This is a genomic window from Methanococcoides sp. DA23, assembly GCF_057593895.1.
Genome location: NZ_CM172520.1, coordinates 2286388 through 2301609 on the forward strand (window position 1 = coordinate 2286388; position 15222 = coordinate 2301609).

The following is a 15222-nucleotide window of genomic DNA, read 5'->3' on the forward strand; positions in this document are numbered from 1 at the left end:
TATATTCATTTCTCCTGAATAAAACTATATACAGGCCCCTTCGTATATAGCACTATATAGAAATGTGCAGAAAGGAGAGATAGATATAGAAACGCGAAAGATACAGCAGACAGGCGGGTCCACATACATCGTATCCCTCCCAAAAAAATGGGCTGAAAGGGCGGGAATAAAGACCGGGTCCCAAGTGACACTTCTACCACGATCGGACGGTTCACTTACAATTGCTCCAATGGACAGTGAGACACCTGCCCAGAAAAAGAATGTGATAGATGTTAGCGACCACGCTGGAGACGAGCTTATACGCACCCTCATTGCTGCATACCTGTCCGGGTCAGACCTGATCGAGCTTCGCGCAAACAGGATACAAGCGGAACAGAAGAAGACAATAAGAAATGTTTGCTATAAGCTGATCGGACCCGAGATAATCGAAGAGACCGCAAAAACGGTACTCATTCAGGACCTTTTGAACCCGAACGAGGTATCCATTAAAAAGAGTGTTCGCCGAATATTCCTTATCTCCAATTCCATGCTAAAGGATGCCATACAGGCATTAAAGACACAGGACCACGACCTCGCCATTGATGTAGTAGAGCGTGATGATGAAGTTGACCGGTTATTCCTGTTGATAGCAAAGCAGTTCAGATCAGTGCTCCGGGGAAAGCGTGTCCCCGATGCATCCGAAACAACGATCGATGAGTATCATGATCTTAGACTCGCTGCAAGTTCGCTCGAACGTATTGCTGACCACGCTTCAAAGATAGCAGCGATAGTACCGACATTGGCCATCCAGATCCCTGCGGAAACAATGGACCTTATAGAGGCATCAACAGAAGCCTCAAGTAAAATGGTAGAGGATGCCATTGAGGCATTGTACACCCAGAACACGGGACTTGCAAATATGGTCATCTCAAGAGCGGGGGACACAAAGGTTAAGATCAATGCGCTTGATGCATCCCTTTTGACGCTTGAGTCACCTGAATCCATTGTTGCACTTGGTACTGTGGCAGACAGTCTTGACAGGATAGGGGACTATGGGTCCAATATTGCAGAACTTGCAATAAATCTATCAATGGCACTCGTTCAAAACAAATAAAATCCAGAATGATTATTTATTATGACGTATTTAATGATACACTATTATAATGATACTCAGGCGATTATTTATAAGGCATGAGTAATATCAAAACGTATATATTTGAATGGAATTCCCGTATTAGATCGGAGGGAACTTATGGGCGTAATGGGATCATTTAAGAAATTCTTCAAAAGAATGTTTAACAAAAAGAATGCACGAATCGGTATTTATGGTCCGCCCAATGCAGGAAAGACCACACTTGCAAACCGGATACTCAGAGACTGGACAGGCGATGCCATGGGTTCAGTATCCCACGTTGCTCACGAAACCCGCCGTGCAAGACGGCGAGAAGGAGTGACCATCCAATCGAACGGTGGTTCGATAAGTCTTGATATAATCGACACCCCCGGGCTTGCAACAAAGATAGATTTCCATGAGTTCATGGAACTGGGAATGAACGAAGCAGAATCCAAAAGAAGAGCAAAGGAAGCGACCGAAGGGGTCATCGAAGCAGTGAAATGGCTGGAGAACCTTGACGGGGTCATACTGGTAATGGATGCAACTGAGGACCCATATACCCAGGTCAATGTTACAGTTATTGGAAATATGGAAGCCAGGAACTTACCATTACTTATCGTTGCTAACAAGACAGACCTTCCGGAATCTTCAGCAACTACAATAAGAGAGGCATTCCCACAGCATCCAATGGTAGCCATATCTGCTCTTGAAGGAAAGAACATCGATACGTTCTACGATGAAGTTGCAAAAAGGTTTGGGTGATCGACATGCAGGGAATTCAAATGGACCTGGTCTCAGAGGACAGACTCGCAAAGATGCAACCTGTGGAAAAGATCCGATTTATCATTGATGAAGTCAAGGATGGGAAGATCCTCGTTCTTGAAAAGGGACTTACCCCTGAAGAAGAAGCAACACTTATAGAAATGACGATGACACAGATCGAACCTGATGATTTTGCAGGTATCGAGATGGAAAGTTATCCAAGCCAAACAGATACATCATTACTTGGAAAGCTGCTCAAGAAGAATGCAGTTCGAACCCGACTTACTGTAATAGGGCCTGCCAACAAACTGAAGACCTTGAAGAAAGACCGTGACATGATAAGTGCACTTGTCTCAAACAAATAATCATAAGTGGGACACCGAATGGATATCGCTGAACAAAAACAAAAAGCAATAGAAGCAACTCATTCATTGTCATCTTATTCCATGGGGACAGATGAGGTTAACATTGTCTGCACCTATGGAAAGATATCCATCTGGTACGGACGGCAGACGCCAGGTGTCATTGTGGGGCAGACCCTCATTAGCATCTCAAAGATAGACAAAACAGCGGTCCATGAAACTGAGCTCGTATGCGACTTCGACAAGATCACAGAATATGAAAGTAGTGGCTATATACTGGTATCCTATGCGAAGGCAAATAATGGATACCGCGCCATGTTCAACATCCCATTTTACAGTAACAAAGCACTCTACCACCTGGCAGAGTCCATCATCGAAGATTTGAAGAAGGATGATGTGCACCTTGACATCTACTGGAACGGTGACGATTCAGACATCGCTCGATTATCTGAGGAATTCAAGAATATCGAGGGGTGGAAAGTAAAGGATATTACATATAAAGACGAGGGCAAGCACAGAGATAGCCCTAAGATATGAAAGGAATGAATATTTATGAAAGACGTATCTTCAATAAAATGTGAGCATTTGATATCATCCATGCAACTTATGGCACACCACCTCGAAAGTGTTGCAAGCGACCTTGACAAGGAAAGTATCAGAGATCTTATAACAACCCTCCTTGAGGCGGACGGCATATTCGTGATGGGTGCAGGAAGATCAGGCCTTGTAGGAAAGGCATTTGCAATGCGTCTGATGCACCTTGGCCTGAAGTCCTACGTGGTCGGAGAATCCACCACCCCTGCAGTTCACCCAGGGGATGTTGTTGTCACAATATCCGGTTCAGGAGAAACCAGATCGATCTCCAATCTTGGAAAGATCACAAAGGATATCGGAGCAAAGCTCATCACGATCACATCCAACAGCGATTCCACACTCGGCAATCTTTCAGATGTCACCATGGAAATAAAGGGAAGGACAAAGGAGGATACTGGCGGATACCTTGAAAGACATATGCGTGGAGACTATTCAAATCTCACACCCCTGGGAACTTCTTTTGAGATATCATCCCTCGTATTCCTTGATGCCGTTATTGCAGAGCTTATCTCCATCACAGGAGCATCCGAGGAAGACCTAAAGTCACGTCATGCCAAACTTGAGTAAGGGGATATATCATGAGCGGCAGAGGATTTGCACAACGTGTTCTGGATGTTGATATTTCAGGAATCAGAAAGATGTTCGAGGCTGCCGGTTCAGACGCGGTCAACCTGGGACTTGGACAGCCGGATTTTGACACACCCGACCATATTCGTCAGGCAGCCATCGATGCTATTAATGAAGGATTTACCGGATACACATACGGTGCCGGTATAATCGAACTAAGGGAAGCATTAAGCCAGAAGTTTCGGGAAGAGAATGGTTTTGAAGTAAGTACTGACGGCATCATCGTCACCTCAGGCGCTTCCGAAGCGCTGGAAATAGCCATCGCAGCCCTCGTTAACCCGGGAGATGAGATAATGATCTCCGACCCGGGATTCGTATCATATAATGCCCTTGCAGGATTCATGGGCGGAAAGGTAATCGGAGTCCCATTGGGAGAAGGTCTTACCATGAGACCGGAAGATGTCCTGGAGAGGATCACCCCTAAGACAAAAGCGGTCATCGTGAACTCCCCCTGCAATCCCACAGGAGGGGTGCTTTCAAAGAGAGACATCAAGGCATATGCGGACATAGCAGATGATAATGACATCACGCTTATTTCCGATGAGGTCTACGAGCATTTCCTTTACGAAGGAGAGCACGTCAGCCCTGCAAAGTTCACTGACAATGTCATAACGGTCAACGCGGTCTCAAAGACATATGCAATGACCGGATGGCGTGTGGGCTATACCGCTGCGAACCAGGAATATACCGAACAGATGCTAAAGGTCCATCAGTACGTGCAGGCATGTGCGAACTCCATTGCACAAAAAGCAGCCCTTGCAGCCATCACTGGTCCGCAGGACTTTGTCCATACAATGAGGGACGAGTTCAAAAGACGCAGGGATGTCCTTGTCGAAGGCGTCAATGCACTGGGAATGGAATGTGAACCCCCAAAGGGCGCATTCTATATGTTCCCAAAAGTGGAGAACAGCACCGAAGTTGCCAACAAGCTGGTAGCTAACGGAGTAGTGGTCGTACCAGGAACAGCTTTTGGTGAGAACGGAGATGGCTATATACGAATGTCTTATGCAACATCAATGGATGAGATAAAAAGAGCTTTACAGATAATGGAAAAAGTACTGTGAACAGTCCTATAAAGGACCTGTTCATTTTTTTATTGGACCTTGAAATTCATTCAAGATCGGCTTTATCGAGTTCTTCACCCAATTCTTCGCTTAATTTAGCTGCTTCTTCAGCCAATTCTTCGCTTAGTTCTCTAGCTGCTTCTTCAGCCGCTTCTTTTGCTTCCTTTTCATTCTTGGTCTCTTCGATCAGCTCAACAAGCCTATCGACGATAGAATCGAGATTCTCACCTGTTGCGGTTGACATCTTCACATCAACGAAATCAGGTATTTTGAAGAGATCATGGTCACATTTGTTCGCAACAACATAGACCGGCATTTCAAAGTTTGCCACGACTTCATCAAGAAGACGTTTCTGATCAGCGATCTCGTAACCGCATGTCTCACTTGCATCGAGAATGAAAAGTACAACTGCATCAAGATGTTTTATCGCAGTGATCGCCTGAAGTTCCACCTCGTTCCTTTCAGACATCGGCCTGTCAAGAAGACCAGGAGTATCGATTACCTGATACCTGTCATGGTTCCTCTCGAAATGTCCGATAAGAACACCTTTTGTAGTAAAAGGATAAGATGCCACTTCCGGTCTTGCACCGGTAGCCATTGCAACAAAGCTTGATTTCCCAACGTTAGGATAACCTGCAACTACAATTGTAGGTTCCTCGCGCACATCCGGGAACTTCCTCATCATATTACGGGCATCGTTCAGGAAGATAAGATGCTTACTAACAGTAGCCATCACAGAGCTCATACGGCCAAATGCCTCTTTACGGGTCTTTACCGGGTCCTTGCTCTTTCTTATCTTACCCACATATTCCCTTGAGATCTCATGGATCTTGTTACTTGCCCAGTCAGCAGACCCAAGAGCGATACGAAGGTCATCAATACCTACTACGATATCAGTAAGCTCATAATAAAAATCAGATAGATCATCAAAGTTTGGAAAACGCCTGACAGTATTTGCAAGATTGTCAGATAGGATATTCCCAGAGGTCATTATCATAGACTCATGTGCTTTCATTGCACCGTCCCTATCCCTTACCGTCTTTCCTGCCTTTGCACGCGCTGCCCTCCGAAACGCTTTATCAATAAGCTCGTCCGAAGTCGGAACCGTGTGAATCTTCTCAAATATCATGATCTTTTACCTATAATTAGCTATAATCAGCTTCAAACTCGCATAAGCTATATATTAGTGTTCCTCGAAGTATAGCTCTCAAATAAAGGATTATTAATTATCATTCATTGCAATTCTTACAACATGTATATATAGCCCTATTCAGATAAATCCATTAGGAGATAACGGTGAGCTTATGGAATTAACCCCCATTCAAAAAGAGATAATCATTGAATTGATCAACCTTCAACGTCAGAAGGCATCAGCAGTTAAAGGTGAGGAGATCGCCGAGTTAATAGACAGGAACCCGGGGACTGTCAGGAATCAGATGCAGTCCCTTAAAATGTTGGGACTTGTAGAGGGAGTTCCAGGTCCAAAAGGCGGATACAGAGCAACCGGTAATGCATACGAAGCCCTGAATGTCACTGCGATGGACAAGGAAGCAGAAGTTCCCATCTACAAGAATGAAGAGGTTGTAAAAGGTGCCACTGTTGCAGAGATAAGTTTCACAACAGTGAGACATCCGGACCTGTGCAATGGCAGGATTAAAGTGCTTGGGAACATCAAAGCATTCAACAGTGGAGACAAGGTACAAGTAGGACCAACACCAGTGAACCGATTGATAGTGCGAGGAGAGGTCGTTGGCCGGGATGATACTGAGAACTTACTTCTTTTTGAAATAACGGAAATGGTATCCCTACCAAAGAGATCCATCAAACATTACATCAAAGAAGACACTATTTCTGTGGAGCCGAATTCCACGATACAAGAAGCTGCCCGGATATTTATCACGAACAAGATACACGGCGCCCCAGTGAAAGATAATGGAAAGATAGTGGGAATAGTAACTTTCATGGACATAGGGGAAACCCTTGCAAGCGGGAAGATGACCCTGAAAATAAAGGATATAATGACAAAGAATGTCATTACCATAGATGGTGAATCATCCCTTAGTGATGCAGCTCATATGTTCAATGAACACAACATCGGAAGGCTTATCGTAACCATTGATGGAGTTCCAAGAGGAATGATATCAAGAACAGATGTATTGCATGAACTGGTCATATACTGATATGACCTTAATGCCTTCTTTTTTTCATTTCTTCAGCAATATCCTCAAGAGTGATGTCAGTAGCTGCAAGCATTACCAGCAGATGGAATAACAGATCTGAGGTCTCATAGATTATCTCAGCCCGGTCATTATCCTTAACAGCAAGGATCGTTTCAGCAGTCTCCTCACCTACTTTTTCGAGCACTTTGTTTATACCTTTCCTGTGGTCAAGAAGAGAACAAACATAAGAACCATCCACAGGATTGTTCTTGCGGTCCATTATCACATCGAATACTTCGTTCAGAACAGACATATCTGCATCAGTCATTGGAAAACCTCTATATTGAACATAAATTTTAGGACCATAGGATCCAGTCTATCTAGCTAATAGGATTACATCTTTAAAAAGGATTTCAATGACATTTCCGCATATCATCCCCCCACACATAAAATCCCCCAATGTTCCATTGAAGACATCATGCACTACCCGATGTTTATTTATAGCTAAACTCTCAAAATAAATATTGTAGTATTTTTGAAGCCATCCGTATTGGCAGACAGATTGTTTTTAGACACAAGGGAGGAAGATATCTTGATAGCAGAAAGTATGCAGGTTAAGGACGTAATGACAAGGGGAGTAGTAACAGTACCTTTTGAGTCGAATGCGGCGGAGATAGCAAAGGTGATGGCTGACCAGAACGTATCCACAGTTGTGGCCATCGAGGATGGCGGCGAGACCTTTGGGATCATATCTGATATTGATATCTTAAGACAGATGAAAAATAAGAACTGGGAGCTTTCATCTGTGGAAGACCTTATGTCGGATTCTGTGGAAACTGTCAGCCCAACTGCAACCGTTCACGATGTTGCTGACATCATGGTCGATAAAAAGGTACACCGCCTGATAGTCATGTCAGAAGAGACCGTTGGAGCATCCTACAGACCAATAGGGATAATCAGCACCAGTGACATCATAAAAGAGCTGTTTAGGAAATAAAAGAGACAGCATGCTAAAATAATGAAGAATAAAATAGGGTATTGACGTTGGTGTGTAATCCGAACACAATATGACGGAATTGTTGTTGGTTTATACCAACGTCGACCCCCAATTATCAATATTCTAATATATCTTTTTTGGTCAACTTAGAAAAAAGAACTGAGAGAAATCTCAGATCTTCCTTGGATCAGTTATCACACCGGTCAGTGCAGATGCTGCAGCTGTTGCAGGTGAGCTAAGATATACGAATGATTCAGGGCTGCCTTCCCTTCCTTTGAAGTTACGGTTGGATGTTGCAAGCCCCACTTCACCATCACCAAGCAGACCAAAGGAACCACCCATACATGGCCCGCAGCATGGTGCTTCCACAATTGCACCGGCTTCCATGAACTGCTCCACGTATCCTGCACGCAGCACTTTCATGTACTCGGTCCTTGATGCAGGGATGATCAAAAGACGTACATCCTTTGCAACAGGCTCGTCACCCATCATCTCAGCCACGATCTTGATATCCTCAAAGCGACCGTTGGTACATGAACCTACGAATACCTGATCGACCTTTGTACCTTCCACTTCAGAAACCGGTTTTACATTGTCCACGTTGTGAGGACATGCCACCTGTGGCTCAAGGTCGGAAACATCATAATCATGGAACTCAGCATATTCTGCATCCTCATCGGACTTCCAGTATGGATCGAACTCGTAATCAGGAATACGCTCCTTAAGATATGCCTCTGTGGTCTTGTCAGCTTCAATGATACCTGCTTTACCGCCCATCTCAATTGCCATATTGGAGATGGTCATACGCTCGGACATCGTAAGGCCTTCAATGGTGGAACCTGCATACTCAGCAGCCATATATCTTGCACCTTCTGCACCGACATCACCTATCATGTGCAGTATAAGGTCCTTTGAATAGACGTGTTTTGGAAGCTTTCCATTGGCTTCGAACCTGATGGTCTCAGGTACCCTGAACCAGAGCTTACCTGATGCGAACACTGCTGCCATATCAGTAGAACCGACACCAGTAGAGAATGCACCAAGGGAACCGTATGCGCAAGTATGAGAATCAGATCCCACAATTAGGTCACCGGGCTTTACATGGCCCATTTCAGGCATGACCTGATGGCATACGCCCTCATAGACATCATAGTTCAAAATTCCCTGTTCCCTTGCAAACTTCCTGAGCATGATATGGTTTGCAGAAGCATTGAGAGAATCGGCAGGAACCTGATGGTCAAAGACTATCACGATCTTGCTTGGGTCCCATACCTTTTTCTCTTCCTTGTCACGCATGATGTCATAAAAACCATCTACTGCAAGGGGACCAGTTATATCGTGAGTCATTGCACGGTCGATGTTCGCAAGTACGAAATCTCCGGCTTTAACCGTTTTTCCTGAAGCTTTTGAAAAGATCTTCTCAGAGATCGTCATTGGATGATCATTAGTATTGGACATGGTAATCACTGCATTTATGAGTACCTTATAAATAAAACAATCGATTAGCAGCTTCACTTATCCAATTTAATTACAAACTCCGAATTGCCATTATGATCGTGCACGACAAAAATGACATCATCAGTATCTGAAGAACTCTTTGAGGGAGCGAGAACAGGAGAAGAGGGGTCATTGGCCTCGAATTTCTCATAAAGGAGAACAGTATCTTTCAGCTCAGTAACATACCTGTCCAGCAGGACCTTTGCGAGCAAAACAGCATCCTCGTCGAAAATAGGCTTGCCCAGACCTTCACATTCAGAGGTCAGCAATTTGCCACACTCGATATAGAAAGGATAGGTACCACAAAGCATAGGCCTGCGATCATAGATACCACACCTGTTCGTGCCATCCTCACTAATAAAAGAACAATTGCCATTCGCATTCCTTTTCAGCATCCATCCAAAGGTATGATACCTGCCCTGAGAATCCACTTCTAACTCCCTGGCATACCCATTTACAGCATCTTCAAGAGGAACATCAGGAATATCAGGCAGCATTGGAATGATCACAGCATCAAGGGAGGAAGCCTGCAATGAACGTATATCAGAAGATGTCAAAAAAACACGGTTGTCCCCACAGGAACGCCTGCAGCATTCCCCACACATGGAACAGGAAAAACCTATACTAAGTATCTGTGATGCCAGATCTTCAAAAGAAATATTTTCGGCAGCTTCAAGCTCTTCTTTGAGTTCATTGACCAAACGCTGCCGATAATCTGAGAACATGACCAACCTACAAGTTATTCAAGATAATTCCGTATTCTCATCAACACCGACCGCTTTAAGGAATTTCTTAACAACTGCCTCATTGACAAGTCTGAGAAGTGTCTGCCTATCCTTTATATCACTGAAAACCCCAAGCGGGATCTGTGCTCCTGCAGCATTGGAGTGACCTCCTGCAGCCTTTTCTCCAAAAGCCCTTCTAAGGACCTCACCGAGATTTATCCTGATGTCATTGCTTCGACCTGAGATGAAGATACGGTCATCGGACACACCGAAAACAATTGATGTAGAGATCCCCTCAAGGCTGAGAAGGTAATCCGATGCCTGCGGAAGTGCATCGCGGTCCCTTATGACACCAACGTTCGACAACAGATAGCTACCAATGACCTGCCTGTTAAGGATAGCCTCTCCCAGAATATCAAGCGTTTCGATCGACATTGAAGGGCGTTCGAGCTGGTCAAGTATATCATGGTCTGCCAATGGGTAAAGGTAAGCAGCTGCAGAAAGATCTGCTGAATCGGTATTTCTCTTGAAATCCAATGTATCGGTCCTGATACCGTAAAGCAAAGCTGTTGCAAGAACCTGTTCGATCTCGATGTTCAATTCCTGCAGATATTTGGTGAGTATCGTTGCAGATGCTCCCACATTAGGACGAATATCCACAAAATCAGCATCGATATCAGCATCACCCAGTGGATGATGGTCCAGAACGATACCAAGATGCATTCCAGGGGATAACATGTTATTAGCTCCCGGGACCGCACAATCCACCATTGCGATATCAGAAAAATCAGAAAGGCTATGCTCTTCCATCCTGTTAAGATCGATACCCAGCAGATTCACGAATGCCTTGTTCTCCTGATGTCCTATCTCACCATGATACAATATTGAGGACTTAACATCAAATGAATCCGCGATCTTTTGCAGTGCAAGTGCACTGGAAATAGCATCCGGATCAGGATTATCATGAACTACGATAGCAAGTGCATTGCCGGACATATCCTTGAACCATTGGGACAGCTTGTTCCCACGGTGAACAACCTCTGCACGCCCAAGCGATCTTGCAAGCGATTTTGCAACCAATCGGGATGGCATTAACACAAGGTCTGCACCGAGAGCTTCCATCTCCTGCAGATTGATGGCATCTGATGCTCTTGCCACACAATAAGCATCATTTATACCCAAAGTGGGTATTATCTCAAGTGCCTTTTTGTTGGCCTCATTGTCAGAACTAAGAACAAGAACGCCTGTAAGCTCTTTGAGGTTCAGCTGTTTGTAGACCTCAGGGTCAGAAATATCCCCTGCAATAGCCTCATACGCATCTTCGCGTAATGTTTCAACTTTTTGCGAATCCTTATCAACGATTATAAGGTCTTTATCGAGCTCACGGAGCTCCTTTGCGACAGCAAAACCGATACTGCCGCTTCCCAAGATCAGATAAGTGGGATTTTGCCACTTCTTGTCCGGGACATCTATTTCTTTCAAAGTGGGTATATTGATACCTCCTCGTAAGCTATAATTCATTGTTCGCTATTAAGCGTCTTTCGGAAAACGTATATATACCTGAACGCGTCCACCGGAAATGAACACATGCCCGATCCGCACTTATTGAATTCAAAATAACCAGATTGATAGAACTAAATACGATGCAAACAGAAGAATATATGAGGAACATGAAGGGGATGACATCTTCAAGGATGAAAGCGATCGATGAGAATTGTGAGCAAATGGGATTAAAAGGACTCCAGCTTATGGAAAATGCCGGGGCTGCCATTGCACATGAAGTGAAGGAACGCATTCAAAAAGGAAATGTGCTCATCGTTGCAGGAAGGGGGAATAACGGAGGCGATGCTTTCGTTGCTGCCAGACATCTGGCATACGACCCTGCAATTTCAGTCAATATTGCACTCATTGGATCGGCTTCGAGAATAAGAACACAGGACTCAAGGCACAATTTCGATCTACTTGAACATTGTAGAATTAAAAGTTTAATTGAAATAACAGACCCCCAACAGCTTAAAGCAACTGGTTGGCTTGATGACGCAGACCTGATAGTGGATGCATTACTGGGAACAGGCATCACCGGAAAATTAAGGGAAACTGAAACAACCGTGATAGACCTTATCAACGATTCAAACATTCCTGTGGTCGCTGTTGATGTTCCTTCAGGGTTCGATGCTGATGGAGGGGAATTCGATAGATCGGTACGGGCCAATGTTACCCTCACTTTCCACAGGATGAAAAGGGGGCTGGCATCAGACCATGCTAAAGAATACACATCCGAGGTCAAGGTCATCAACATAGGGGTTTGCGAGGATGCTGAGACCTACGTTGGACAAGGGGATATCGCTGCATTCCGAACAAGGTCAAGGGACAGCCACAAGGGACAACATGGAAGGGTGCTCATTATCGGCGGCGGCCCTTACTCCGGTGCCCCTGCACTCACTGCCATGGCAGCACTGCGCACCGGTGCAGACATAGTGACAGTGGCAGCCCCTGCAAATGTTGCAGACATCATAGCTTCATACTCACCGAACATCATTGTGAGATCCCTTTCTTCCAATATCCTGTGTGAGGAGGATATTGAAACCGTTGCCAAGCTCATAGAAGGCCATGACGTAGTGGTCATGGGGATGGGACTTGGGAGGGACGAAAGGACGAAAGATACGGTCTCGAAGATCGTACCCCTTTGCAAAAAAGTGGTTGTCGATGCAGACGGACTTTACGGGATAGCCCTTCCGGTCCAGAAAGACATTGAAATGATCATCACGCCACATGCAGGAGAATTTACTGCACTGGCCGGAAATGGCAAAGAGGACGCACTTGAGTTCTCAAAGAAGAACAATGTAACTGTCCTGCTTAAGGGGAAAGAGGACCACATAAGCAACGGAGAGCGGCTCGCCATCAATAATACCGGAAATCCGGGAATGACGGTAGGCGGCACAGGAGATGTTCTTGCCGGGATCACAGGTGCTCTTTTTGCAATTGCGCCTGCAATGGAGGCGGCATGTGGTGCAGCTTATATCAATGGAGTGGCAGGAGACCTTGCCTTTGAACGACGGGGGCACGGGTTGCTTGCAACAGATATCATTGATATGATAACAGAAGTAATGAAATAAAGGGAGTGGGAATATGGATACAGAAAGAAAAATAATAGTCGATATAGAAAGGAATCGGGTTCGTGTAGTAGTAAGTCATGGAGAGGACGAGGAGATCGTCAAGCTCTCGATCCCTGAAGCCCGGGAACTCATGTCAAAAATGCAGGATGCAATAATTGATTATGACCAGAGGAAACAGGTGCGTATCGATTAAATATTGGAGAAACGTTAATGCAGGAATTCAGTCACATTAAAGATGACCGTGCCCACATGGTCGACATAAGTAACAAAGACACGGTTGTCAGGTATGCGACAGCTTCCGGAAAGATAAAACTTCATGAAGAAACTGTCGAGAAGATAAGCAGTGGAAGTGTGGAAAAAGGAAACGTCCTTGCTACGGCGAGGACCGCTGCCATACTTGCAGTAAAGAGAACACCGGACCTGATACCCATGTGTCACCAGATACCCATCACTTCCGTGGATGTGGAATTTGAGATAGGTGAAAGTGATGTTACTGCTAACGTTGAAGTAAGATCAGTGGGAAGAACAGGTGTTGAAATGGAAGCACTTACAGGAGTGTCAGTTGCACTTCTTACGGTATGGGACATGGTAAAGTCTGCCGAAAAGGACAATACCGGTAATTACCCATCAACTGCCATTGAGAATATCCATGTTGTAAGAAAAGTGAAAGAGACCATTATGAGAATATCCATGTTGTAAGAAAAGCGAAAGAGACCATTACAAACCAATGACTTTTAATGGTTCAATGTAAATAGGAAAGTTCATTGGCTGATAATTCGATTACTACAAAACGAGACAAGAGAGGTACATCATTTGAAGATCATAGCAGGACCTGCATCACAGTTACTTGCATCACGCGTGGCAAGAGAACTAAATATGGAACCAACCCTTTGCGAATTCAACCGTTTTCCCGACGGAGAGGTCTATACAAGGATACTCGAAGATATTGTCGATGATGTGACCATTATACAGAGCACACCCACAGACGCAGACCTCATTTCCCTGTTGCAGCTTATCGATGCCTGCGAGGATGCACCCACGATCACAGTGGTCATACCTTACATGGGCTATGCAAGACAGGATAAATCATTCCGGTCTGGAGAAGCGATCAGTGCACGTGCCATTGCAAGGACCATCCATGCAGACAGGGTCATAACGGTAAATATTCATGAGAAGAGCGTACTGGAACACTTCAATGCGGATTCCTTTGACCTTGATGCATCCCATTTGATAGGGAATTACATCAGGTCCCTGGGTCTGGAAGATCCGCTTATCATCGCACCTGACAAAGGAGCTATTGCCCTTGCAGAAAGTGCAGCCGCGGATGTGGGGATCGAGTACGATTACCTTGAAAAGACCAGACATTCCGGGGACACTGTCACCATCAAGACGAAGAACATCGATGTCACAGGAAAAGAGATCATCCTCATAGACGATATGATCGCCACGGGAGGCACGATGGCAGAATCCATAAAGCTGCTTCGTAGCCAGGGCGCCAAGGATGTTTACATCGCCTGCGTTCATCCTGTGCTTACCAAGAACGGTGTATTAAGGCTTTACAATGCTGGCGTCCATGACATAATCGCATCGGACACCCTTGAAAAAGCACAAAGCAACATCAGTGTTGCCCCGCTAATTGCTGATTTCCTGAAGAACCTCTGAGAAACATAAGCATAACGAAGTGGTCTACCATGGTGTTACCCGATATATGCCCACAGAACAACGAAAGCCGATGCAAGAAAGAGCAATGCTACCTCTACCATATAGACTGGCGTACGAGGGAGGAGAACTGTTCCATCGGATACCGTGCCACTCACAAACAAAGTGATCCGATAGGGGCTCCTCACGACACATATGCTGAAGAGACTCGCATAAGACTTGGGCATAGCTCCGAGGCAACGACCAGGACACATACACCAGAGATATTCACCATGGTGGAGGAGACCATCGAAGAAAAGGAAGAGATGGTCCCTCACATTAGTGAGATAATAGAAACCATTGTTATGGAATCAAAGGATACCACCGTGATCGAATCACATGTTTCATATCCCAATACGGAAATGGTCGATGAGACCACCTCTTCGAATGAAAATAGCGACAAAAAGGATAAGTTAGCTAAGATCATGGACCTTGGGGATATTTCTGAGGATTATGAGAAGGATTTTTGGAAATAAGCATCTAACCCCTTTAATTTTTATTTAATTTTGCATTCATTATTAACTTCAT

Annotated in this window: 18 protein-coding genes; 13 read left to right on the top strand and 5 right to left on the bottom strand. The window is 44.8% G+C overall.

The features are described 5' to 3' along the window. Positions 1-64 precede the first annotated feature (64 nt). The 6 genes from AC20MK_RS11320 to AC20MK_RS11345 all read left to right on the top strand — a co-directional run bounded on the left by AC20MK_RS11320 (position 65) and on the right by AC20MK_RS11345 (position 4502). Positions 65-1093 (top strand): PhoU domain-containing protein, encoded by a 1029-nt coding sequence (locus tag AC20MK_RS11320; RefSeq protein ID WP_487355910.1) that lies wholly within the window; start codon positions 65-67, stop codon positions 1091-1093. Positions 1094-1231: 138 nt separating this feature from the next. Next, entirely contained in the window at positions 1232-1855 is a 624-nt protein-coding gene (locus AC20MK_RS11325) for an Era-like GTP-binding protein (RefSeq protein ID WP_487355911.1), read from the top strand. Between the two features lie 5 nt (positions 1856-1860). Beyond that, positions 1861-2220 carry a DUF2073 domain-containing protein gene (locus AC20MK_RS11330; protein WP_487355912.1) on the top strand — a complete coding sequence of 120 codons (360 nt, stop codon included), beginning with the start codon at positions 1861-1863 and terminating at the stop codon, positions 2218-2220. A gap of 18 nt (positions 2221-2238) precedes the next feature. Further along, positions 2239-2754 carry a hypothetical protein gene (locus AC20MK_RS11335; RefSeq protein ID WP_487355913.1) on the top strand — a complete coding sequence of 172 codons (516 nt, stop codon included), beginning with the start codon at positions 2239-2241 and terminating at the stop codon, positions 2752-2754. Positions 2755-2769: 15 nt separating this feature from the next. Continuing rightward, entirely contained in the window at positions 2770-3378 is a 609-nt protein-coding gene (gene hxlB / locus AC20MK_RS11340; protein ID WP_487355914.1) for a 6-phospho-3-hexuloisomerase, read from the top strand. Between the two features lie 11 nt (positions 3379-3389). Then, positions 3390-4502: a pyridoxal phosphate-dependent aminotransferase gene (locus AC20MK_RS11345; RefSeq protein ID WP_487355915.1), complete on the top strand. Its 1113-nt coding sequence runs from the start codon at positions 3390-3392 to the stop codon at positions 4500-4502. Positions 4503-4548: 46 nt separating this feature from the next. Here AC20MK_RS11345 and AC20MK_RS11350 read toward each other — a convergent pair whose 3' ends face one another. Continuing rightward, the gene (locus tag AC20MK_RS11350) at positions 4549-5631 is read right to left on the bottom strand and encodes an NOG1 family protein (protein ID WP_487355916.1); all 1083 of its coding nucleotides are present in this window, start codon (positions 5629-5631) and stop codon (positions 4549-4551) included. Between the two features lie 175 nt (positions 5632-5806). On the opposite strand from AC20MK_RS11350, the gene AC20MK_RS11355 reads away from it, so the two are divergent. After that, positions 5807-6682, top strand: a complete 876-nt coding sequence (locus AC20MK_RS11355) for a CBS domain-containing protein (RefSeq protein WP_487355917.1) — start codon at positions 5807-5809, stop codon at positions 6680-6682. A 7-nt stretch (positions 6683-6689) separates the two neighbouring features. Here AC20MK_RS11355 and AC20MK_RS11360 read toward each other — a convergent pair whose 3' ends face one another. Next, on the bottom strand, positions 6690-6989 hold the full coding sequence (locus AC20MK_RS11360) for a phosphoribosyl-ATP diphosphatase (protein WP_487355918.1): 300 nt from the start codon (positions 6987-6989) through the stop codon (positions 6690-6692). A 264-nt stretch (positions 6990-7253) separates the two neighbouring features. Between AC20MK_RS11360 and AC20MK_RS11365 the strand changes: the two genes are divergently transcribed. Further along, the gene (locus AC20MK_RS11365; protein ID WP_487355919.1) at positions 7254-7658 is read left to right on the top strand and encodes a CBS domain-containing protein; all 405 of its coding nucleotides are present in this window, start codon (positions 7254-7256) and stop codon (positions 7656-7658) included. Positions 7659-7829: 171 nt separating this feature from the next. Here the strand turns inward: AC20MK_RS11365 and AC20MK_RS11370 are convergent, their stop codons facing one another. From AC20MK_RS11370 to AC20MK_RS11380, 3 genes are read right to left on the bottom strand one after another with little or no spacing between them, the layout of a single operon-like run. Continuing rightward, positions 7830-9116: a 3-isopropylmalate dehydratase large subunit gene (locus tag AC20MK_RS11370; protein WP_487355920.1), complete on the bottom strand. Its 1287-nt coding sequence runs from the start codon at positions 9114-9116 to the stop codon at positions 7830-7832. 53 nt (positions 9117-9169) lie between these two features. Beyond that, a complete protein-coding gene (locus AC20MK_RS11375) occupies positions 9170-9880 on the bottom strand; it encodes a YkgJ family cysteine cluster protein (RefSeq protein WP_487355921.1) in 711 nt (236 codons plus the stop codon). A gap of 18 nt (positions 9881-9898) precedes the next feature. Further along, positions 9899-11401, bottom strand: coding sequence for an NAD-binding protein (locus tag AC20MK_RS11380; protein ID WP_487355922.1), 1503 nt, complete (start codon positions 11399-11401; stop codon positions 9899-9901). A 149-nt stretch (positions 11402-11550) separates the two neighbouring features. Between AC20MK_RS11380 and AC20MK_RS11385 the strand changes: the two genes are divergently transcribed. The 5 genes from AC20MK_RS11385 to AC20MK_RS11405 all read left to right on the top strand — a co-directional run bounded on the left by AC20MK_RS11385 (position 11551) and on the right by AC20MK_RS11405 (position 15170). Further along, a complete protein-coding gene (locus AC20MK_RS11385) occupies positions 11551-12996 on the top strand; it encodes an NAD(P)H-hydrate dehydratase (RefSeq protein ID WP_487357109.1) in 1446 nt (481 codons plus the stop codon). A gap of 13 nt (positions 12997-13009) precedes the next feature. Continuing rightward, entirely contained in the window at positions 13010-13189 is a 180-nt protein-coding gene (locus AC20MK_RS11390; RefSeq protein WP_487355923.1) for a hypothetical protein, read from the top strand. Positions 13190-13206: 17 nt separating this feature from the next. After that, complete coding sequence (moaC, locus tag AC20MK_RS11395; protein WP_487355924.1) at positions 13207-13695, top strand: cyclic pyranopterin monophosphate synthase MoaC; 489 nt, start codon at positions 13207-13209, stop codon at positions 13693-13695. A gap of 114 nt (positions 13696-13809) precedes the next feature. Next, positions 13810-14658: a ribose-phosphate diphosphokinase gene (locus AC20MK_RS11400; protein ID WP_487355925.1), complete on the top strand. Its 849-nt coding sequence runs from the start codon at positions 13810-13812 to the stop codon at positions 14656-14658. 29 nt (positions 14659-14687) lie between these two features. Then, on the top strand, positions 14688-15170 hold the full coding sequence (locus AC20MK_RS11405; protein ID WP_487355926.1) for a hypothetical protein: 483 nt from the start codon (positions 14688-14690) through the stop codon (positions 15168-15170). Positions 15171-15222: the final 52 nt, after the last annotated feature.